Genomic DNA, 19,863 nt, shown 5'->3' on the forward strand with positions numbered 1-19,863 from the left:
GTCAGGCTCCCCCTCTCTTTGGGAGAGGGGGCCGGGGGGGAGGCCAACCCCATGACCGCAGCCCTTGCCCCGGCCACCTACCAGCTGAGCGCCCGCCAGAAATGGAAGCTGGCGCTCAGCCTGGTCATCATCTACTTCCCGATTCACACCTACCTGAACTTTCCCGAGTGGCACCAGAACTGGGACGGGCTGCTGCGCTCGGTGCCCTTTCTGCTGACGCAGGTGGTGGTGATGCTCGGCTTCTACTTCATCTGGCTGAACCTGGTGGAGTGGATTCAGCAGCGGCTGTTCGGCTGGTTCGGCGAGGATTTTCTGCTGGAGCTGAAGCTGCCCGCCCAGCTGGCCACCCTGCTGGTGTCGATGGTGCTGGCGGCCGGGTTTATTCTGGTGTACAGCACGCTGATCCGCACGTTTTTCCATCTGCTGCCGGGGCTGCGCTCCGGCCGGCCGCCGGGCCTCACCCCCGAGCACCTGGCCCTGCGCCACCGCGCCAACGACGGCTTCTTCCTGATGCTGATGCTCTCGGCCTTTTACCTGGTGGCCAACAGCCGGGCCCTGATGCGGGTGCGGGCCTTTCACCTGCGCGCCGAGCAGCTGGAAACCGAGAATCTGCAGGCCCGCTTCGCCGCCCTCAAAAGCCAGGTGAACCCGCACTTCCTGTTCAACAGCCTGAGCATTCTGTCCTCGCTGGTGCACGTCGATGCCGACCTCTCGGAGCAGTTCATTGACCAACTCTCGCGGGCCTACCGCTACACCCTGGAGCAGCAGGACCACGATTTGGTGCTGCTGGGTACCGAGCTGGACTTTATCAAAGCGTACACCTTCCTGCTCAAGATTCGCTTCGACGAGAAGTTCGACGTGCAGGTGGACGTGCCCGAGGCCACCCGGCACGCCTACCGCCTGCCCCCGCTGACGCTGCAGCTGCTGGTGGAAAACGCGGTGAAGCACAACACCATGTCGCAGCAGGAGCCGCTGCTGGTGCGCATCGGGCAGGAGGGCGACGCGCTGGTGGTGCGCAACACCCTGCAGCGCCGCCCGGCCAGCTACCCCAGCACCGGCGTGGGCCTCGACAACATCCACAACCGCTACCGGCTGCTGACGCCGCGCCTCGTGGGCGTGGCCGTCACCAACCGGGAGTTTATCGTCCGCATTCCCCTGCTGCCCGCATGAGAGTCCTGATCATCGAAGACGAAAACCTCACCGCCCGGCGCCTGGAAAGCCAGCTGCACAAGTACGACGCGGCCACGGAGGTGCTGGAGCGCCTGCCCTCGGTGGCCGCGGCCGTGCAGTGGCTGCAGGCCCACCCCGCCCCCGACCTGATCTTCCTCGACATTCACCTCGAAGACGACCTGGGCTTCCGCATCTTCGACCAGGTGCAGGTCACCTCGCCCATCATCTTTACCACGGCCTACGACGAGTACATGATCCAGGCCTTCAAAGTGAACAGCATCGATTACCTGCTCAAGCCCATCAACTACGAGGAGCTGGTGGCCGCCCTGGCGAAGTATGAGCGCCTGCGCCAGCACTTCGCCCCGGTGGATCTGCCGGCCTTGCTGCGCCTGGTGAGCCCCGCCCCCGCGCCCGGCTACAAGGAGCGGTTTCTGGTGTCGGTGGGCACGCGCCTGCGCAGCGTCGATACCCAGGAGGTGGCTTACTTCTGCTTCGAAGACGGCGCCACCTTCCTCGTCACGCGCCAGGGCCAGCGCCTGGTCATCGATTACAGCCTCGACAAGCTGGGGCAGGTGCTCAACCCCCGGCAGTTTTTCCGGGTGAACCGCCAGTACCTGGTCGGCATCGGCGCCATCGACACCATCCACAGCCACTCGGCCGGCCGCCTGGAGCTGGTGCTGCAGCCTGCTGCCCGCCAGCCCGTGCTCGTCAGCGTCGACCGGGCCACCGAGTTCAAGGACTGGCTGGGGCGGTAAGACCCGGCGTGATTCCGTAAAAAAACCGCCCCGCTGTGCTCAGACGCAGCGGGGCGGTTTTTTATTGTTTAGGATGCCGGGGTTAACAGAACGTCATGCTGAGCCTGTCGAAGCATCTCTACCGCTTCGTTGAGGCTACTATCAGACATCAGCACGCGAGATGTCTGGACTTCGCTCGACAGGACGTTCTTGATTTGTCGTTCAGGCAAAGCGGTAGGGATGCTTGGCTGCGCCGACCTCCGGTTCGCCGGGCGAAGCCAAAATGTCTTTTTGCTCCCTGGCTTCAAACCCTAGTTCGACTTCTTCAGCAGGCGGGCCAGGGTGGCGTGCAGCTCCTCGCCGTTGAGGTTGGCGGCCACGATTTTGCCCTGCGGGTCGATGAGGAAGTTTTGCGGAATGGCCTGCACGCCGTATTCCTGGGCGGCGGCGTTCTGCCAGAACTTCAGGTCCGATACCTGCGTCCAGGCCAGGCCGTCGGCCTGAATGGCCTTCAGCCAGGCGTCGCGGCCGGTGGGCTTGTCGAGCGACACGCCGAGCACGGTGAAGCCCTGGTCCTTGTAGGCGTTGAAGGCCTTCACCACGTTGGGGTTTTCGCGGCGGCAGGGGCCGCACCACGAGGCCCAGAAATCCAGCAGCACGTACTTGCCGCGCAAGCTGCTCAGGGCCACCGGCTTGCCGTCGGGGTCGTTCTGGGTGAAGTCGGGGGCCACCGCGCCGACGGCCGTTTTCTGCACGCGCTTCAGCTGCTCGCCCAGGCGCACCCCGGCGGGCGTGGCGCGCAGCGCGGGCGTGAGCACGTTGTAGAGGGCGGCAAACTCATCGGCCTTGGGCACGTAGCCCACGGCCTTGGGCAGGGCAAACAGGCTGTAGCGGGCGCCCGGGTTGGCCTTCACGTAGGCCGCGTACACCTGCTGCTCCTGCGCGTCGAGCGGGTCAAGCTTGGCTTCCAGGGCCTTGACGGTAGCCGCGTCGCCCTGTTTGTCCTTGGGCAGGGCGCGGAATTCCTTCACGTAAGCCTCGTACTTGTCCGAAAGCGGCTTGAGCTTGGCCTGCAGCTTGGCGTCTTCCACGTTCAGCGGCGTGCCCGCCACCGTGGCCTTGCGGGCCGAGTCGGCCGTGCTGACGGTGATGGTGCCTTTTTCCAAGTACAGCGTCGTCGCGTCCTGCGACTTGCTGAGCGGGGCGCCGCCGTGGCTCAGAACCAGGCGGGCCGCCAGCGGCTCGGCCGGGGCGCCCCGGAACTCGAAGGCGCCGTTCTGCACGGTGGCCGAGTCGGTCACGCGCTGCTTGTTGACGACGTAGCTCAGGTAGGCCTTGGTCACGTTGGCCTTGGGGCCGAGCTTGCCTTTCAGCACGTAGGTTTCGCCGGGGGCCTGGGCGGCCAGCAGGGCGAGCAGCAGGAAGCTGCCGGGAAGGATGCGTTTCATAAGCGAAGAGCGGGGCAGATGAGGCGGTAAGTTAGGTTCGGGCTGCAATGACGCAACTCCCGGGGAAAAAATGGCCGGGGCCAGCGGCGGCGGTTAGCGCACCACCAGGCGGCGCACCACGCTGCCGCAGCGCAGCAGGTACACGCCGGCGGGCAGGCCGCTCACCGGCAGCGTGACCGAGGCGGCCCCGGCGGGGAGCAGCGCCTGGCGCTGCAGCCGGCCCTGGGCATCGAGCAGCTGCACCGGGCGCGCGGCGGCGCTGCGCGGCAGGGCCAGCGTGACGTCCTGCCGGGCCGGGTTGGGGTAGAGGTCGGCGGCGGTGGCGGCCGACCCCGCGGCGGCGGCCGTAATCAGGGCCGGGTCGTAGAGGCCCACGTAGTCCATCACCAGGCTTTCGTCGCCCACGGCCGTGAAGTTGCCCCCGGCCATGACGCGCCCGCCCACCACGGCCAGCGCGGCCACGGCGCCGTTGGTGCCGGTGCCCAGGCTGCTCCAGCTCGTGCCGTCCCAGCGGGCCACGTTGGTGGCCGCTACGCCGCCGGCCTGGGCAAACTGCCCGCCCGCGTACACCTCGTTGCCGCTCACGGCCAGGGCCGATACCGAGCTGGTGGTGACGGTGCCGATGCCGGTGCCCAGGCTGCTCCAGCTCGTGCCGTCCCAGCGGGCCACGTTGTTGGCCGTCACGCCGCCGATCTGCGCGAAGCGGCCCGCCGCGTACAGGGTCGTGCCGACGGCCGTCAGCGCGTACACGGGGCCGTTCGGGGGCGTGCCCGCGGTGCTCCAGCTGGTGCCGTTCCAGCGGGCCAAGTTGGTGGTGATGGTGCCGCCCGCGTTGCTGAACTGTCCGCCCACGTACAGGTCGGAGCCGATGACGGCCAGGGCCCGCACCTGCGCCGAGGTGGCGTGCGTCAGGCCGGTGCCCAGCGGCGTCCAGTCCGTGCCGTCCCAGCGGGCGATGTTGTTGACGGGCGCGCTGCCAGCCTGGGTAAACGTGCCGCCCGCGTACAGGTCGCCGTTGGGGGCCAGGGCCAGCGCGGCCACGGCGCCGTTGAAGCCGGCGCCCAGCGGCGTCCAGGCGGTGCCGTTCCACTTGGCCACGTTGCTGGCCGCCACCCCGCCGGCCTGGAAGAAGCTGCCGCCCGCGTACACGTCGCCGTTGGGGGCCACCACGATGGCGCGTACCGTCATGCCGCTCGAAAAGCGCCAGCTGGCAAGCGGGCTCCAGGTCGAGCCGTTCCAGCGGGCAATGCCCTCCACGCTCGCGCCATCGGCCATGCGAAACGCGCCGCCGGCGTACACGGCGCTGCCGCTGCTGGTCAGCGCCGAGGCGGGGGCGTCGAAGCCGTGGGCGGGCTGGCCGGCGGTGCCCAGCCCGCTCCAGCTCGTGCCGTCCCACTTGGCCAGGTTGTCGGCGCGGGTGCCGTTGGTCAGAAAGCGGCCGCCCACGTACAGCTCATTGCCCACGGCCAGCAGGGCCTGCACCGAGCCGTTGGCCTCCGAGCCGATGCCGATGCCCGCCCCGACGCGGCTCCAGCTCGAGCCGTTCCACCGGGCCAGGAAGTCGGTCACGGCGCCGTACGCCTGCTGAAAGTAGCCGCCCGCGTACAGGTCGCTGCCGATAAACACGATGTCGGTGACGCTGCCGTTGCTGTTGCCGTTGGCGAAGCCCGGGCCGCCCAGGCGGCTCCAGGTGGTGCCGTTCCACTGGGCCAGGCAGTCGACGGTCACGCCCCCGGCCTCGTGGAAGGCCCCGCTGACGTACACGTTGCTGCCCACCACCTCGATGTCCTGCACCAGCCCGTTGGAGGCCGTGCCGATGCCGCCGCCCAGGCGGCTCCAGGTGGCGCCGTCCCACTTGGCAATGCGGTTGGCGCTGGTGGCGCCGGCAAAGGCGAAGCTGCCGCCCACGTACAGGTCGGGGCCGGCCACCTTGAGCACGCTCACGCTGGCGGCGGTGCCGCTGCCGGTTACGCCGTTGCTGGTGCCCGGGCCCAGGCCGCTCCAGGCCGTGCCGTCCCACTTGGCCACGTTGTTGAGGGCCACGCCGCCGGCCTGGTTGAAGCTGCCGCCCGCGTACAGGTCGCCATTGGGGGCCACGGCCAGCGCCTGCACCAGCAGCGACTGGCCGCTGGCCTGGCTCATGCCGCTGCCCAGGGCGCTCCAGCCCGCCGCCGTCCACTTGGCAATGTGATTGACGGTGGCGGTGCCGGCCAGCGTGAAGCGGCCGGCCACGTACAGGTCGCCGTTGGGCGCCGGGGCCAGCGCGTACACGATGCCGGGAATGCCGTTGCCATTGCCCACGCCGTTGCTGGTGCCAGTGCCCAGGCTGCTCCAGCTCGTGCCATCCCAGCGGGCCACGCTGCGGGCCACCACGTTGCCGGCCGTGGCAAACTGCCCGCCCACGTAGATGCTGCTGCCGACGCGGGCCACGGCGTACACCTGGTTGTTGGGGCCGGCCATGCCGAAGCCGGCTTGCCACCGCTCGTCGCCGGTGCCCAGGGTGGAGGCCGGCCGGAACACCGGGTGGCCGTCGGGCGCGGTAAACATGCGGAAGGCGCGGGCATCAAACGAGCCCTGGGCGCCGGGCCGCAGCGAGCCGTCGGCGCTTAGCGCGTCGGCCAGGGAGGGCGCCGTGGAAGGCGCTGCGGGCGTTAGGGTGCCGGCTTGGGCGGCCCCGGCCGCGACCAGCAGCCCGGCCAGGAGCAGGCTGCGTTTGGCCCGGCGAAATAAGGATGGAAGGAGTACGGCGACTACACGCATAAAAACGAGGCTATTCAGACAACCAAAGATAATGCGCGCGGCCAGACGGCCTCCATGCCTGCTACCCGTCCTCGGAAGACCGGCAGCAGGCCCCCATTTTGCGGGGCCGGGGCGGCGTATAAGCACCGGGCCGCGCCTGCAGAGCAGGCGCGGCCCGGGCTGGCTGGCCGGTGGCGGGGGTTAGCGCCCGGCTTCCACCAGGCTGATGGCGTAGCCGCCGCCGGGGGCGCAGCGCTGGGTCAGCTTGGTTTTGCGGGTCACGTTCAGCTTCCGGATCTGGTAGGCCTGCGGGTTGCGTTCGTAGTGCGCGTCCGGGGCGTCGGCGTAGATGGTGGCCACGTACTTTTTGCCCGGCTCCAGGAAGCCCAGGTCGATGCTGGAGGTGCGCCCGTTCTCGTCGCAGGTGCTGCCCACAAACCAGCTGCTGCGGCCCTTGGCCTTGCGGGCGTAGGTGATGTAGTCGCCGGGCTCGGCTTCGAGCACTTTCGTGTCGTCCCAGTCCACGGCCACGTCCTTGATGAACTGGAAGGCGTCGAGGTGCTTGTTGTAGGTTTCGGGCAGGTCGGCGGCCATCTGCAGGGGCGAGTACATGGTCACGTACAGGGCCAGCTGCCGGGCCAGGGTCGAGTGCACGAAGGAGGTGTTCTGCGGGTTGTAGGCGCTGACCTTGGTCTGGAAAATGCCCGGCGTGTAGTCCATCGGGCCGCCGATGAGGCGGGTGAAGGGCAGAATGGTGGTGTGGTCGGCGTTGTTGCCCCCAAACGACTCGTACTCCGTACCGCGGGCGGCTTCGTTGCCGATCAGGTTCGGGTAGGTGCGCGAGAGGCCGGTGGGGCGCACCGCCTCGTGTCCGTTCACCATGATGCGGTGCGCGGCAGCCTTTTCCAGCACGTAGTTGTAGTGGTTGATCATCCACTGGTCGTAGTGCTTGTGGCCCAGCGGCACGATGTCGCCCACGTAGCCGGTTTTCACCGCGTTGTAGCCGTACTTGTTCATGAACTGAAAGGCCGTATCTAGGTGCCGCTCGTAGTTGCGCACCGAGCCGGAGGTTTCGTGGTGCATGATGATGCGCACGTTCTTGCTCTGGGCGTAGCGGTTCAGCTCCTGCACGTCGAAGTCGGGGTAGGGCGTCACGAAGTCGAACACGTAGTCCTTGTGCTTGCCGAACCAGTCTTCCCAGCCGGTGTTCCAGCCTTCCACCAGCACCGCGTCGAAGCCGTGCTGGGCCGCAAAGTCGATGTACTCCTTCACGTGGGCGTTGTTGGCGCCGTGGGTGCCGTTGGGCTTCACCTTGCGGTAGTCCACGGAATCGAGCTTGATGTTGTCCATGTTGGTGTAAGACCACGTGCTCTTGCCCGTAATCATTTCCCACCACACGCCCACGTACTTCACCGGCTTGATCCACGACACGTCCTTGAACTTGGTCGGCTCGTTCAGGTTCAGCACCAGCTTGGAGAGCAGAATGTCGCCGGCCTTGTCGCTGACGATGATGGTGCGCCAGGGCGAGTTGGCCGGGGTCTGAATCAGGCCCTTGTCGCCCACCGCGTCGGGCGTCAGGTGCGACTCCAGCACCATCGTCTGGTCGTTCAGCTCCAGGTGCATGCAGGAGTAGTCGATCAGCGCCGCCTCGTGGATGTTGATGTAGAGCCCGTCCTGGCTTTTGAGCATCAGCGGCGTCTGCAGGCCGGTGGGGGAGAAGGTGGTCTGCGAGGCGTTGCCGGTCACGGCCGCCTTCATCCGGCCGCGCACTTCCGAGAGCTTGGAAGTGACGGTGCTGTACTCCTGCGTGTCGTAGTCGCCGGGCAGCCAGAAGGCTTTATGGTCGCCGGCCAGGGCAAACTGCGTGCGCTCCTCCTTGATGGTGAAGTAGTCGAGCTTGGGCTGGCGCGGAAACTCGTAGCGGAAGCCCAGCCCGTCGTCGAACACCCGGAAGCGCACCCGCATGGTGCGTTGCGTCTCGGCCTGGGTGAGCGTCACGGCCAGCTCGTTGTAGTGGTTGCGGATGGTTTTCGATTCGCCCCACACCGGCGTCCACGTCTCGTCGAAGCTGCGCTGCTGCGCGGCCGTCTGCGTGAAGCCGCTTTGCAGGCTGCTCGTGCCCTTCAGCTCCAGGCCCAGCTTGCTGGGTTTGATGACCTCACGGCCCTTGTAGCGCAGCCGGTAGGTGGGCACGCCCGCCTGCAGCTCGAAGCTGAGCGTCAGCTGCCCGTTGGGCGACTTAACTTCCTCGGCGCGGGCCGTCAGGCCCAGCAGCAGCAGGCAGAGCAGCAGCAGGCGCTGCCCGGAACGGGCGGCGGCGGTCAGGGGGCGGGAGGCGGGGTGCTTCATAGGGCAAACGGGCCGGCTTGGTGGGAATGGAGGAACTGCGGCGGCCCGGCAAAGGTGGGGCAAGGTCGAAACATAAAAAAATAACGCAAGTAAAAACCGGCCGCTCCAAGTAACCGGTCACTCACGACGGCCGCGCCCCGGCCGCGACGGGCACAAAAAAAGCGCCCCGGAGGGCGCTTTCAAGCGACGCGCAGCCGCCGCTGGCGTTAGTGAATGCTCTCGAACTGCCGCAGAAAGCGCAGGTCGTTCTGGGTGAAGAGGCGCAGATCCTTGATCTGGTACTTGAGCATGGTGGGGCGCTCCAGGCCCATACCGAAGGCGAAGCCCGAGTAGCGCTCCGGGTCGATGCCGCAGGCGCGCAGCACGTTCGGGTCGACCATGCCGGCGCCCATGATTTCCACCCAGCCGGTGTACTTGCAGATGTTGCAGCCTACGCCCTTGCAGATCAGGCAGGAAATATCGATTTCGGTGCTCGGCTCGGTGAAGGGGAAGTAGGAGGGGCGCATGCGCATCTTCACGTCCTGCCCGTAAAACTCCTGGGCGAAGTAGTAGATGGTCTGCTTCAGGTCGGCGAAGCTCACGTTTTCGTCGATGTAGAGGCCCTCAATCTGGTGAAACACCATGTGGGCCCGGGCCGAAATGGCCTCGTTGCGGTACACCCGGCCCGGCATGATCGAGCGAATCGGCGGCTTCTGGCTCTGCATCAGGCGCACCTGCACCGTGCTGGTGTGCGTGCGCAGCAGGTGAGATGGTGAATTGGCGAGTTGGTGAGTTGACGTGCCATCAGCCTGAACGTCACTCGCCATTTCACCACTCCCTATTTCACCGCCGGCCAGGAAGAACGTGTCCTGCATTTCGCGGGCCGGGTGGTTTTCGGGGAAGTTCAGGGCCGAGAAGTTGTGCCAGTCGTCCTCGATTTCGGGGCCCTCGGCCACGTTGAAGCCGATGCGCGAGAAGATGCGCACGATTTCGTCGCGGGTCAGGCTCAGCGGGTGGCGCGTGCCCAGGGCGCCGGGCACGGCGGGCAGGGTGTAGTCGTAGCCGGCGTCGGCGGGCTGGGCGGCGGCCTCGTCTTCCAGCTGCTGGCGGCGCTGGTCGAATTTATCCTGCGCCAGCTGCTTCAGGGCGTTGAGCTGCTGGCCCACGCTGCGGCGGTTTTCGGCCGGCACGGTTTTGAGCTGGTCGAAGAGGTCGGCAATGCGGCCCTTGCGGCCGGTATAGGCAATGCGAAACTGGTCGAGCCCGGCCGCCGTCGTGACGTCGTAGGCCTCGATTTCCTGCTGAAGCTGTTGGATCGTGTCCTGCATAAGTGCTGCAAAGATAGGCCCTCGACGGGCTCCGGCCACCTCCCGGCCGCTGCCGGGGCCGGGCCGCGGGCCGCGGCGGGTGGCTGACTCCGGCGCGTTTACGTATGAGGCATCAGTCCACCGCCTTGCCCCGCCCGCCGATGCGCCCGCCCGCCCCGGCCCCGGCCACCGCCCGCTTCCGCCGGCCCCGCCGGGTTGTTTCATCTCTTCACCTCCCCACGCCCCTCGCCATGCTTCGCCGATTTCTACTTCCCCTGCTGCTCGTGCTCTTCGTTGCCGCGGCCGATGCGGCCCAGGCCCAGACCCGCAAGGCCCACAGCGGCCGCGGCACCCGCGCCCGCACCCAGCCCAAGTCCTCCGACGACGTGAAGCTGGCCCCCGGCATGCGCATCGGCCGTCCCCTGGCCCTCACCACCGACTACATGGGCCGCCCGCTTAAGCCCAAGGCCAAGCTCACGTCCACGCCGGTGAAAACCACCAAGGGCCAGGCCACCTCCATGTCGGCGCGGGGCTCCAGCTCGGCCGGCGGCAAAGCCACCACCCCCCGGAAAACCAAGCGCCGCTGAACTGTTTCCGCCGACGGCGGGTTCGGGGGAAACCAGCAGCAAAACGCGCCCCGAACGCCGCCGAAAAGCAGGCCGTTCGACGCCCCTACTACCTCCATTACTTCTCACCACGCTTTCTTAAGACTCAGACCATGAAACGGTTGGCATTACTCGGATTGGTACTGGGCCTGATGACCGTGCAGGCGCAGGCGCAGACCACCAAAAAATCTTCCAAATCCAACGACGGCTGGGGCAGCACCAGCAACGACGGCTGGGGCGCCCCCGCGCCCAAGAAGGCCGCCGCCCCTAAAGCCGCCAGCGCGAAGGCGGCCGCTCCCAAAGCGGCCGTAGCCGCCGACGCGGGCACGCCCGCCGCCGCTACGGCGCCGGCCGAAGCCACCCCGGCGCCCGCCGCGCCCACGGCCACGGGCGCTGCCGGCTCCGCTTCGGGCGGCTTCGGCGGCGGCATCGGCGGGGGCGCCGCCAACGACGCCCGCCCCATTGAGGGCACCAGCGTAGCGCCGGGCTCGGCCCTGCGCCCGATGAGCCGCACCCGCTACGACTACCGCGGCCGCCCCATCGAGCAGAAGCCCTCGATGCGCCCGCGCGAATAGCCTGCCTCCCCGGCGCCGGAGTTGCCGCCAACCGGCTCTGACCCCTGGTCAATACCTAAAAAAGCCCTTCCCGCCGCGGGAAGGGCTTTTTTTGTTGGATTTTGCACGGCGCCGATCGGCACGCCGGCCCGGCGGCCGGCCCCAATGCGCCGCGGCGGCCGGTTCCGGGGGCCGCCGGGGCGGGGCGGCTTAGGCCAGGGTTTCTTCCGCTTCCGCGGCCACTTCGGCGGCTTCGCGCGGGCGGGCCTGGTAGCGCAGCGTCGAGCAGTTGTCGGGGCGCAGCACCTGCCGGGCCAGGCGCAGCACGTCGGCGGGCTGCACGGCCTGCACGCGGGCGCTTTCCTGGTTGACCAGGTCGGCGTCGCCCATGAGTTTGGCGTAGGCCAGGTTCATGGCGCGGTTCAGCAGCTCCACTTCGCTGAACACGATGCTGGCTTCGGCCTGGTTTTTCACCTTTTCCAGCTCCTCGGCCTCAATGGGGGCGGCGCTGAGCTCGGCCACCACGGCTTCCACGGCGGCGTCGGCCTGAGCCAGGTCCACGCCCTGGTTGAGCTTGCCGCTGACCACGAGCAGGCCCGGCTCCAACGAGCCCATCACCGAGGCCGACAGCGAGTTGAACAGCTGCTGCTCCTTCACCAGGCGCTGGTACAGCCGGCTCGATTTGCCGCGGCCCAGCACGTCGCTCATCAGGTCGGCGGCGTAGTAGTCGTCGTCGGTGCGGGCGGGCATGTGGTACACTTTATACAGGGCGCTCAGCGGCACGTCGGCCTCCACCGTCAGCAGGCGGGCTTCGGTCTGGCGCGGCTCCGGCGGCAGCTGCCGCTCGTAGGGCGTGCCGGCCGGAATGGGCCCGAACCACTTCTCGGCCAGCTGCCGGGCTTCGGCCAGGCTCACGTGCCCGGCCACTACCAGAATGGCGTTGGCGGGCGAGTAGTGCTTCTGGAAAAAGGCGCGCACCTGCGGCATGGTGGCGTTTTCGATGTGGCTGATTTCCTTGCCGATGGTGGCCCACTGGTAAGGGTGCTGCTGGTAGGCGAGGGGGCGCAGCTTCAGCCACACGTCGCCGTAGGGCTGGTTCAGGTAGGTTTGCTTGAACTCCTCGACCACCACCTTGCGCTGCACTTCCAGCCCGTTTTCCGAGAAGGCCAGGCTCAGCATGCGGTCCGATTCCAGCCAGAACGCGGTTTCGATGTTCTGGGCGGGCAGGGTGAGGTAGTAATTGGTGATGTCGGGCGAGGTGAAGGCGTTGTTTTCGCCGCCCACGCGCTGCAGCGGCTCGTCGTAGCTCGGAATGTTCACGGAGCCCGAAAACATCAGGTGCTCAAACAAGTGGGCAAAGCCGGTGTGCGCCGGGTCCTCGTCGCGCGAGCCGACGTTGTAGAGCACGTTGAGCACGGCCATGGGCTGCGTGAAATCCTCGTGCACAAGGCAGCGCAGGCCGTTCGACAGGGTAAATTCCTGGAAGTTGATCATAGTGGCAATAGGAGAGGGGCGGCTACTAGGGGAATAACCTACGAAAACGCCGCCGGGTTCGGCTGGGCCAACCTGCTGCGCCGGGCCGGCGCGGGCGGCGAAGATAGAAAGTGGTGGCTTGTTTCAGGTTCTGACTTTGGCTAACTGGCTGCGACCCACTCGATTCTTTTCAATCTATTTACCCTGTTGATTACCATGCCCAAAGGCAACCAGTTTACCGCTTCCCTAGCCGCCGCCGAGCTGACGGCCGCCCGCGCCGCCGTCAAGGCCCTGCAAGGCAAATTGGCCTTCGTGCCCCAGCAGCCCGAAAGCCTGCTTACCTCCGCCACCATCTCGCCCGAGCGCCTGCCTCTGGCCGACCTGGCCCTGCAGGCCGCCGACGCCGAGCTGCTGCGCGCCAAGATTGCCGGCTACCGCGCCCTGGTGGCCCTGCGCAACCAGCTCGCGCCCGAGCTGACCCGCCTCGACAACGCCCTGAACGTGCTCGGCTCCGACATCCTGTTCCACGTCAACAACGTGCACGCCGACAGCGAAGCCGGCAAGGGCGAAACCACCGGACTGGGGCAGCTGCGCCAGGATATCAACGCCTATTACGCCAAGCCCAACGCCCGCAAGGCCGCCAAGGCTGCCAAAGCCGCCAGCCCCGCTTAATCCGGACCAAGCCCCGGCCAGCCACGCCAGCAGCCTTCGTTGCCGCCGTTCTGGTGGCAGCGGAGGCCGTTTGGCTGATCGGAACGAGCGGGACGGTGATTCGGACCGCTATTTACCGATTGCCACCGCCGGTTTGGTCATCGGAACGACCGAGTCGGTGATTCCGGCCACGGCAACGGTCATCGAGAGCCGCTCTGGCCGGCCCAGCAGCGCCCGCCGCAGTGCGCAGGGGCCGTGAGCCGGGGTGCGGCAGGCCCAGGGCTGGTTTGCTCAAGCCAGACGTCTGGGTGGCCCGCGGCGTGGCTTCGCGTAGGCGGCTACGGCCGCGGCGCAACCCGGTTCAGCGCCGCTCCAGCAGCCGCAGCGTTACGCAGGAATCGGTTTGTAGCAGCGTTTCGGTGCGGTAGCGAGCCAGCCAGGGGCGGCGGGCGGCGGCCCCGCAGGCCACCACCACCGTGCCCGGCTCGGGCCGGCCCGCAAACTCGGGCTGCACCCAGCCGCTGCGGTGCCCGTAGCGCAGCTGGGCCGCCACGCGGTAGAATTCGGGGCTGTCGTTGTAGAGGCTGTCGGTGGCCACCAGATACTCGCGCAGCGCGGGCTGCTGGCTGGCCTGGGCCGTGAGGTGGCGGCCGTAGAGCAGGGTGGGGTTTTCGAGGCGGCGCTGCTGCAGCTCCCGCAGGTGGGCCATCCGGTCGGCGTAGGGGCCGGCCACTACCAGCAGGGGCAGCGCCAGCAGCACGGCCGGGTGGGGCTGCCAGCGGTAGTGCGCCGCCAGGGCCCGGGCCGCCCAGCCGATGCCAGCGGCGGCCAGCAAGGCCAGCAGCGGATACAGCGGGGCATCGTACCAGGCCAGCTTGGTGCGCGTGAGGGAGAGAACAAGCAGGTGGCCGCCCGCCACAGCGGCCGCGCCGCGCACCAGCCCTTGGGCGGGGCTGCCGTCGGGGCGGCGCCAGGCCAGGGCTACGGCCAGCAGCGCGGGCGCCAGCCAGGCCGAAAAGTTGAACTCCAGCAGGCGGCCCACATACCAGAGCAGGGGCTGGCCGTTGTTTTCCACGTTTTCGGTGGCCAGGCGCAACTCGTGCTGCTGCACGGCGGCCAGGTAGCCGGGCGCCAGGGCCTCGCGCAGGCCGTACCAGCCCGCCACCGCGGCCAGCACCAGGCCCGCCGCCAGCCAGGGCGCCGGCCGCCGCAGCTGCCGGCCCTGCCCGGTGGCCCACACGGCCAGCAGCAGGCCCGGCCCCGGCAGCAGCGCGGCCAGGCCCTTGGTCAGGAAAGCCAGCGCGAAGCTGCCGCCCGTGGCCCCGGCCAGCCCGGCGCGGCCGGTCTGCAGGTAGCCCAGCCAGGCCAGCGTGCCTAGGGTGGTCCAGAGCGTGAGGGTGGCGTCGAAGTCGCCGGCGCGGGCCACGTGCAGGGCGGTGAAGCCCCCGGCCGTGACCAGGATGAGGGCAGCCAGCAGGCCGGCGGCGGGGCTGCCCAGCCAGCGGCGGCCGGCGGCGTACACCAGCGCGGTGGTGGCCAGGGCAGCCAGGGCGGCGGGCAGGCGCAGGGCCAGCTCGGTGGGCCCCAGGGCCGAAAAGCTCAGCATCAGCAGCCACAGGTGCAGCGGGGGCTTGGCGTTCCAGAGGTCGGGCTGGCCCTGGTAGTAGGGCACCAGGTACTCACGACGCTGCAGCATTTCCAGGGCGTTGAGGCCGGTGCGGCACTCGTCCCACTGCTGCACGGGCAGGCCGCCCAGCTTCCAGAACAGGAGAAAACCGGCGGCTCCCAGGGTCAGGAGCAAAGCCAGCAGGGCAAGCAGGCGGGGCACAAACGGGACGAATTGGTGGGAGGCGGCAGACAGCGGGCCCAACTTACGGCATAAACGCGGGCCGTCAACCGGCCGCTGCCCCGGAACTTCTACCTTTGCCGCCACTTTCCCCCGAACCCCTTCCACCCCATGCAATTCGACCGCAAAGACTACTCCAACGACGACCTGCTGCGCCTCTACGAAGGCCTCGTGAAGCCGCGCATGATCGAAGAGAAAATGCTCATCCTGCTGCGCCAGGGCAAAGTGAGCAAGTGGTTTTCGGGCATCGGGCAGGAAGCTATTTCGGTGGGCAGCACCCTGGCTCTGCACCCGGATGAGTACATTCTACCCCTGCACCGCAACCTGGGCGTGTTCACCTGCCGGCAGCTGCCGCTGGACCGCCTGTTTGCGCAGTGGCAGGGCAAGAAAACCGGCTTCACCAAGGGCCGCGACCGGTCGTTCCACTTCGGCACCAACGAGCACCACATCGTGGGCATGATCAGCCACCTGGGCCCCCAGCTGGCCGTGGCCGACGGCATTGCCCTGGCCTCCAAGCTCAACGACGAAGGCAAGGTGACGGTGGTGTACTCCGGCGACGGCGGCGCCTCCGAGGGCGACTTCCACGAGGGGCTGAACGTGGCCGCCGTGTGGCAGCTGCCGGTCATCTTCATCGTCGAAAACAACGGCTACGGCCTGAGCACGCCCTCCAACGAGCAGTTCCGCCACGGCTTCTTCATCAACAAGGGCCCGGCCTACGGCATCGAGGCGGTGCAGGTGGACGGCAACAACGTGCTGGAGGTGTACGACACGGTGCGCCGCCTGGCCGAAGACCTGCGCCAAAACCCGCGCCCGGTGCTGCTGGAGGCCCTCACGTTCCGCATGCGCGGCCACGAGGAGGCCAGCGGGACCAAGTACGTGCCCCAGGAGCTGTTCGAGGAGTGGGCCCAGAAAGACCCGGTGGAGAACTTCGAGCGGTGGCTGCTGGAGCAGGGCGTGCTCGATGAGGAAGCCAAGCAGCGCTACCGCCGCACCATCAAGGACGAAATCGACGAGGCCTGGCGCGTAGTATTCGATACGCCGGAAATCCAGGTGGACGAGCGGGAGGAAGTGGCCGACATGTACCGCCCTTTCGACGCCCCCGACCAGACGCCCGCCCCCGACGCGCCCACCACCGAGCGCCGCTACGTGGATGCCATCAGTGACGGTCTGCGGCAGAGCATGGAGCGGTTCCCGGAGCTGGTGCTCATGGGCCAGGACATTGCCGAGTACGGCGGCGTGTTCAAGATTACCGACGGCTTCGTGGCCCAGTTCGGCAAGGCGCGGGTGCGCAACACGCCCTTGTGCGAGTCGGCCATCATCGGCACCGGGCTGGGGCTGAGCATCCGCGGCAAAAAGGCCATGGTGGAAATGCAGTTTGCCGATTTCGTGACCTGCGGCTTCAACCAGATTGTGAACAACCTGGCCAAAAGCCACTACCGCTGGGGTCAGAACGCCGACGTGGTGGTGCGCATGCCCACCGGCGCTGGCTCGGCCGCCGGCCCCTTCCACTCGCAGTCCAACGAAGCCTGGTTTGTGCACACGCCGGGCCTGAAAGTGGTGTACCCCGCCACCCCCTACGACGCGAAGGGCCTGCTCTGCGCCGCCCTCGAAGACCCGAACCCGGTCATTTTCTTCGAGCACAAGATGCTCTACCGCAGCATCTCGGGCCCCGTGCCGAACGACTACTACACCCTGCCCATCGGCCAGGCTCGTTTGGCGCGCGAAGGCTCCGAGCTGAGCATCATCACCTACGGCATGGGCGTGCACTGGGCCGCTAAGCTGGCCGAGGAAATGAACCTCGACTGCGACATTCTGGACCTGCGCACCCTGCTGCCCTGGGACGAAGAAGCCGTGCGCCAAACGGTGGAGAAAACCGGCCGCGTTATCATCCTGCACGAAGACACCCTGACCGGCGGCATCGGCGGCGAAATCGGCGCCTGGATTGCCGAGCACTGCTTCACCAAGCTCGACGCGCCCATTCAGCGCGTGGCCTCGCTCGATACGGCCATTCCCTTCGCCCCGAACCTGGAGCACAACTTCTTGGCCGATAACCGCCTGCGCCAGTGCGTGGAGAAGCTGCGGGCGTATTAGCAGGAGGAGCCAGGAGCCAGGAGTCGGGAGCTAGGAGTGTGCCGGCAGGACATTTGGGCTCCTAACTCCTGGCTCCTGGCTCCTTTTAAAAGTCCCTTTGTATTTTTCGGACTAATCCGCTTTTACCCCGCTGCCCCTGTGAGTGAGTTTCTGCGTCTGCGCCGGCTGAGCTGGCTGCTGCTGGTGCTGGTGGTGCTGGCCGGCCCCGCGCTGAGCGGGTGCCGCCTGTTCCATCCTTACCGCATTCCCAACCCCAAGGGGCCGGTGGTGAAAGTCAAGAAGTCCAAGAAAAAAGACCCCGACGCCACCGAAGCCGCCGACGGCTCCAGCACCGACGCCGCAGTCGAACCGGCCAAAGTGCAGAAAAACAGCTACGACAAAAACGGCCTGCTCAAAAAGCCCAAGATGAACCGCCGCAAGCTCAAGAAGAAAATCGGCCAGCGCCGCTTCCTGGGCATCACCTTGCCGTTTTAGCCGGCTGATCTGCCCCTGCCGGCCCGCGGTGCGTACAGCTAAAATGCACTATTCCTCCCATCCGTTGTTGCTCCTCGTATGCTGATTCGTATTGCCGTTGCCGGGCTGCTGCTCTGGGGCCTGAGCGCCCTGCCCGCCGCCGCCCAAACCGAGTTTGTGTCGCAGAAGCGCGCCGCGCGCAAGTCGCTGAAGGCCGCCCGGAAGTACCAGGCGCCCGAAGACCTGCGCCAGTCGCACCTGGCGGTAGACAAGCGCGACCTGCGCCCCGGCGAAACGCCCGAGCGGAACCTGCCCGAGGGCAGCAGCCGTTACCGCTTCGACAATACGGGCACGCCGCGGGTAAGCGACCAAAAAATGGTCACGACCCGTAAGCCCAAAAAACAACCCAAAGAATCCCAGTGATGCAGTGGACTCCCCTGACCCAGCCCGAGCAACTCGCCGACATCGTGCGCGAATCGGCTGAGCACCCCGTCGTTATTTTCAAGCACAGCACCAGCTGCTCCATCAGCGCCATGGCCAAAAGCCGCCTGGAGCGCCAATGGTCCGATGCCGGCCTCCAGGACGTGAAGATTTACTACCTCGACCTGCTGCGCTACCGCCCCGTGTCCAACCAGATTGCCGAGCAGTTCGGCGTGCAGCACCAGTCGCCCCAGCTGCTGCTGATCCAGAACGGCGAGTGCAGCTACGACGCCTCGCACATGAGCATTCAGCTCGGCGAGGTGAAGAAAAAGGTAGCCGCCTAAGCAACTCAGGCCCGTAGGACGATAATTCGACACGTCCTCGCGATAAAAACCAGAACGTCATTCCGAGCTTGTCGAGGAATCTCGCGTGCTGATGTCCGGTAGTAATTTCCTCGTTGAACGAGAAGAATACTATCCGATCAACCACGCGAGATTCCTCGACAAGCTCGGAATGACGTTCTGCATGAAGGCTGCTCCTAGAGGGCGCAACCCGGCTGTAACGAAGCGCTTTAGCCTTCGTAGGAGAACTGAACCGATTGCCGGATTTCCGGGTTCAGGCTAAGAGCCACCGGGCAGGTGCGGGCCGCGTTTTCGAGCGTGGCCCGCTCCTTGGCCGAAAGCGCGGTGGGCATCTGAAATGCCACCTCGATTTCGGCAATGCGGCGCGGCTCGGCGGCCATATGCTTGGTTACGTTCCACGTCACGCCCCGCAGGTCCAGCCCTTGGCGCTCCGCCACGATGCCCATAATGGTCATCATGCACGCGCCCAGGGAGGCACTGACCAGGTCGGTGGGGGAAAACGATTCGCCGCGGCCGTGGTTGTCGACCGGGGCGTCGGTGTGAATGGTGGTGCCCGAGGCTACGTGGGTAGCGTCGGTGCGCAGCTGGCCGGCGTACCGGGCGGTGGCAGTGCTCATAAATTCAGAAAAACTACAGACGGATGCGCTCAAATTTACGTACTTTCGGAGTGGCTGGCCCCGAGTGGCTGGCCGCGCGTTTGTTTTCCTTCCTGCCCGCCTCTGCTGCCGTGCGCCCGTTTTTTTACTCCGCTATCCTGCTCCCGGCCGCGCTGCTGGTCGCATCTGCCGCCCAGGCCCAGGAGGCCCAGGACGCGCCGAGCTACGAGAAGGAATTTACTTATGGCATCAACCTGAACACCAACGCCGGCCTGATCGGCGGGGTGGCCGTGCGCTCGACGCGGCGCCTCAACGACGACTGGGCCCGCTTCTGGCTGCTCGAAGGCGTGGAGGTGAAAAGCCGCAAGGAGCAGCGCATTCAGAACAGCATCGGCGGGGTGTACGTGCAGGGCAAAACCAACTACCTCTTCGCCCTGCGCCCCACCGTGGGCGTGCAGCGTACCCTGTTCCGCAAAGCAGCCGAATCGGGCGTGGAAGTGGATGCCATGTTCGGGGCGGGGCCGTCCATCGGGCTGCTGCTGCCCTACTACATCTACTACGACTACACGCCCAAGCCCGACCCGCAGAGCAACCCCAACCCGCGCGAGGACATCCGGGCCGAGCAGTACGACCCGGTCAAGCACTACGAGCAGAACAAGATTTACGACCGGGCACCCATCTTCTCGGGCATCGGCAACGTGAAGCCCAACGTGGGGGCGCACCTGCGCGGGGCCCTCAACTTCGAGTACGGCCGCTACCGCGACGCCGTGGCGGGCATTGAGGCCGGATTTCTGGTCGAGGCCTACACCAAGCGCCTGGTGACGATGAACGTGACAGGGGTGCCGGAAAACCGGCTCAACAACAACCTCTTCAACTCGGTGTACGTGACGCTCTACATCGGCTCGCGCAAGTAGCCGCCGCGCTGCCACTACCAACGCCCGTCGCCGGCCGAACCCGCAAGGGCGGCCGGCGACGGGCTTTTTCGGGCCCGGCGGCCGGGTTTGCAACTAGCAGGCGGGCTGCGCTGTTTACCGGGCACGGCCGGCAATTCGGTGCTGCGCCGCAACCCGCTACCGCTTACCTTTG

The 19,863-nt window shown here is 67.0% G+C and carries 17 protein-coding genes; 10 read left to right on the forward strand and 7 right to left on the reverse strand.

Features of this window, described 5'->3' with window-relative positions; genetic code table 11:
* Positions 1–51 precede the first annotated feature (51 nt).
* Positions 52–1,170 (forward strand): sensor histidine kinase, encoded by a 1,119-nt coding sequence (locus tag DLM85_RS08735; RefSeq protein WP_111477725.1) that lies wholly within the window; start codon positions 52–54, stop codon positions 1,168–1,170.
* Entirely contained in the window at positions 1,167–1,925 is a 759-nt protein-coding gene (locus DLM85_RS08740) for a LytR/AlgR family response regulator transcription factor (RefSeq protein WP_111477726.1), read from the forward strand. Before DLM85_RS08735 ends, DLM85_RS08740 begins: the two co-directional genes overlap by 4 nt.
* Positions 1,926–2,215: 290 nt before the next feature.
* On the opposite strand, the gene DLM85_RS08745 is transcribed toward DLM85_RS08740, so the two are convergent.
* From DLM85_RS08745 to pheS, 4 genes are all read right to left on the reverse strand, one after another.
* Positions 2,216–3,352, reverse strand: coding sequence for a TlpA disulfide reductase family protein (locus tag DLM85_RS08745; RefSeq protein WP_111477727.1), 1,137 nt, complete (start codon positions 3,350–3,352; stop codon positions 2,216–2,218).
* 93 nt (positions 3,353–3,445) lie between these two features.
* Complete coding sequence (locus DLM85_RS08750; RefSeq protein WP_111477728.1) at positions 3,446–6,112, reverse strand: T9SS type A sorting domain-containing protein; 2,667 nt, start codon at positions 6,110–6,112, stop codon at positions 3,446–3,448.
* Positions 6,113–6,292: 180 nt separating this feature from the next.
* Positions 6,293–8,440 (reverse strand): glycoside hydrolase family 97 protein, encoded by a 2,148-nt coding sequence (locus DLM85_RS08755; protein WP_111477729.1) that lies wholly within the window; start codon positions 8,438–8,440, stop codon positions 6,293–6,295.
* Positions 8,441–8,646: 206 nt separating this feature from the next.
* Positions 8,647–9,747 carry a phenylalanine--tRNA ligase subunit alpha gene (pheS, locus tag DLM85_RS08760; RefSeq protein ID WP_111477730.1) on the reverse strand — a complete coding sequence of 367 codons (1,101 nt, stop codon included), beginning with the start codon at positions 9,745–9,747 and terminating at the stop codon, positions 8,647–8,649.
* Positions 9,748–9,977: 230 nt separating this feature from the next.
* Here pheS and DLM85_RS08765 point away from each other — a divergent pair, with 230 nt between their 5' ends.
* Both DLM85_RS08765 and DLM85_RS08770 read left to right on the forward strand, forming a co-directional pair.
* A complete protein-coding gene (locus DLM85_RS08765) occupies positions 9,978–10,313 on the forward strand; it encodes a hypothetical protein (RefSeq protein WP_111477731.1) in 336 nt (111 codons plus the stop codon).
* Positions 10,314–10,444: 131 nt separating this feature from the next.
* Positions 10,445–10,906, forward strand: coding sequence for a hypothetical protein (locus DLM85_RS08770; RefSeq protein ID WP_133256976.1), 462 nt, complete (start codon positions 10,445–10,447; stop codon positions 10,904–10,906).
* 189 nt (positions 10,907–11,095) lie between these two features.
* On the opposite strand, the gene DLM85_RS08775 is transcribed toward DLM85_RS08770, so the two are convergent.
* Positions 11,096–12,379, reverse strand: a complete 1,284-nt coding sequence (locus DLM85_RS08775) for a M16 family metallopeptidase (protein WP_111477733.1) — start codon at positions 12,377–12,379, stop codon at positions 11,096–11,098.
* A 195-nt stretch (positions 12,380–12,574) separates the two neighbouring features.
* Here DLM85_RS08775 and DLM85_RS08780 point away from each other — a divergent pair, with 195 nt between their 5' ends.
* Positions 12,575–13,030 carry a hypothetical protein gene (locus tag DLM85_RS08780; RefSeq protein ID WP_133256977.1) on the forward strand — a complete coding sequence of 152 codons (456 nt, stop codon included), beginning with the start codon at positions 12,575–12,577 and terminating at the stop codon, positions 13,028–13,030.
* A gap of 340 nt (positions 13,031–13,370) precedes the next feature.
* Here DLM85_RS08780 and DLM85_RS08785 read toward each other — a convergent pair whose 3' ends face one another.
* Positions 13,371–14,837, reverse strand: coding sequence for an ArnT family glycosyltransferase (locus DLM85_RS08785; protein ID WP_111477735.1), 1,467 nt, complete (start codon positions 14,835–14,837; stop codon positions 13,371–13,373).
* A gap of 129 nt (positions 14,838–14,966) precedes the next feature.
* Here DLM85_RS08785 and DLM85_RS08790 point away from each other — a divergent pair, with 129 nt between their 5' ends.
* From DLM85_RS08790 to ytxJ, 4 genes are all read left to right on the forward strand, one after another.
* Complete coding sequence (locus tag DLM85_RS08790; RefSeq protein WP_111477736.1) at positions 14,967–16,946, forward strand: alpha-ketoacid dehydrogenase subunit alpha/beta; 1,980 nt, start codon at positions 14,967–14,969, stop codon at positions 16,944–16,946.
* A gap of 138 nt (positions 16,947–17,084) precedes the next feature.
* Positions 17,085–17,420, forward strand: coding sequence for a hypothetical protein (locus DLM85_RS08795; RefSeq protein WP_111477737.1), 336 nt, complete (start codon positions 17,085–17,087; stop codon positions 17,418–17,420).
* A gap of 78 nt (positions 17,421–17,498) precedes the next feature.
* Positions 17,499–17,822: a hypothetical protein gene (locus tag DLM85_RS08800; RefSeq protein WP_111477738.1), complete on the forward strand. Its 324-nt coding sequence runs from the start codon at positions 17,499–17,501 to the stop codon at positions 17,820–17,822.
* Entirely contained in the window at positions 17,822–18,163 is a 342-nt protein-coding gene (gene ytxJ, locus DLM85_RS08805; RefSeq protein WP_111477739.1) for a bacillithiol system redox-active protein YtxJ, read from the forward strand. The genes DLM85_RS08800 and ytxJ overlap by 1 nt, the downstream gene beginning before the upstream one ends.
* Positions 18,164–18,390: 227 nt before the next feature.
* Here the strand turns inward: ytxJ and DLM85_RS08810 are convergent, their stop codons facing one another.
* Positions 18,391–18,798 carry an OsmC family protein gene (locus DLM85_RS08810; protein WP_111477740.1) on the reverse strand — a complete coding sequence of 136 codons (408 nt, stop codon included), beginning with the start codon at positions 18,796–18,798 and terminating at the stop codon, positions 18,391–18,393.
* Positions 18,799–18,908: 110 nt separating this feature from the next.
* On the opposite strand from DLM85_RS08810, the gene DLM85_RS08815 reads away from it, so the two are divergent.
* On the forward strand, positions 18,909–19,691 hold the full coding sequence (locus DLM85_RS08815; RefSeq protein ID WP_133256978.1) for a hypothetical protein: 783 nt from the start codon (positions 18,909–18,911) through the stop codon (positions 19,689–19,691).
* The last annotated feature ends 172 nt before the right edge of the window (positions 19,692–19,863 follow it).

The organism is Hymenobacter edaphi, from assembly GCF_003258365.1.
Classification (GTDB): domain Bacteria; phylum Bacteroidota; class Bacteroidia; order Cytophagales; family Hymenobacteraceae; genus Solirubrum; species Solirubrum edaphi.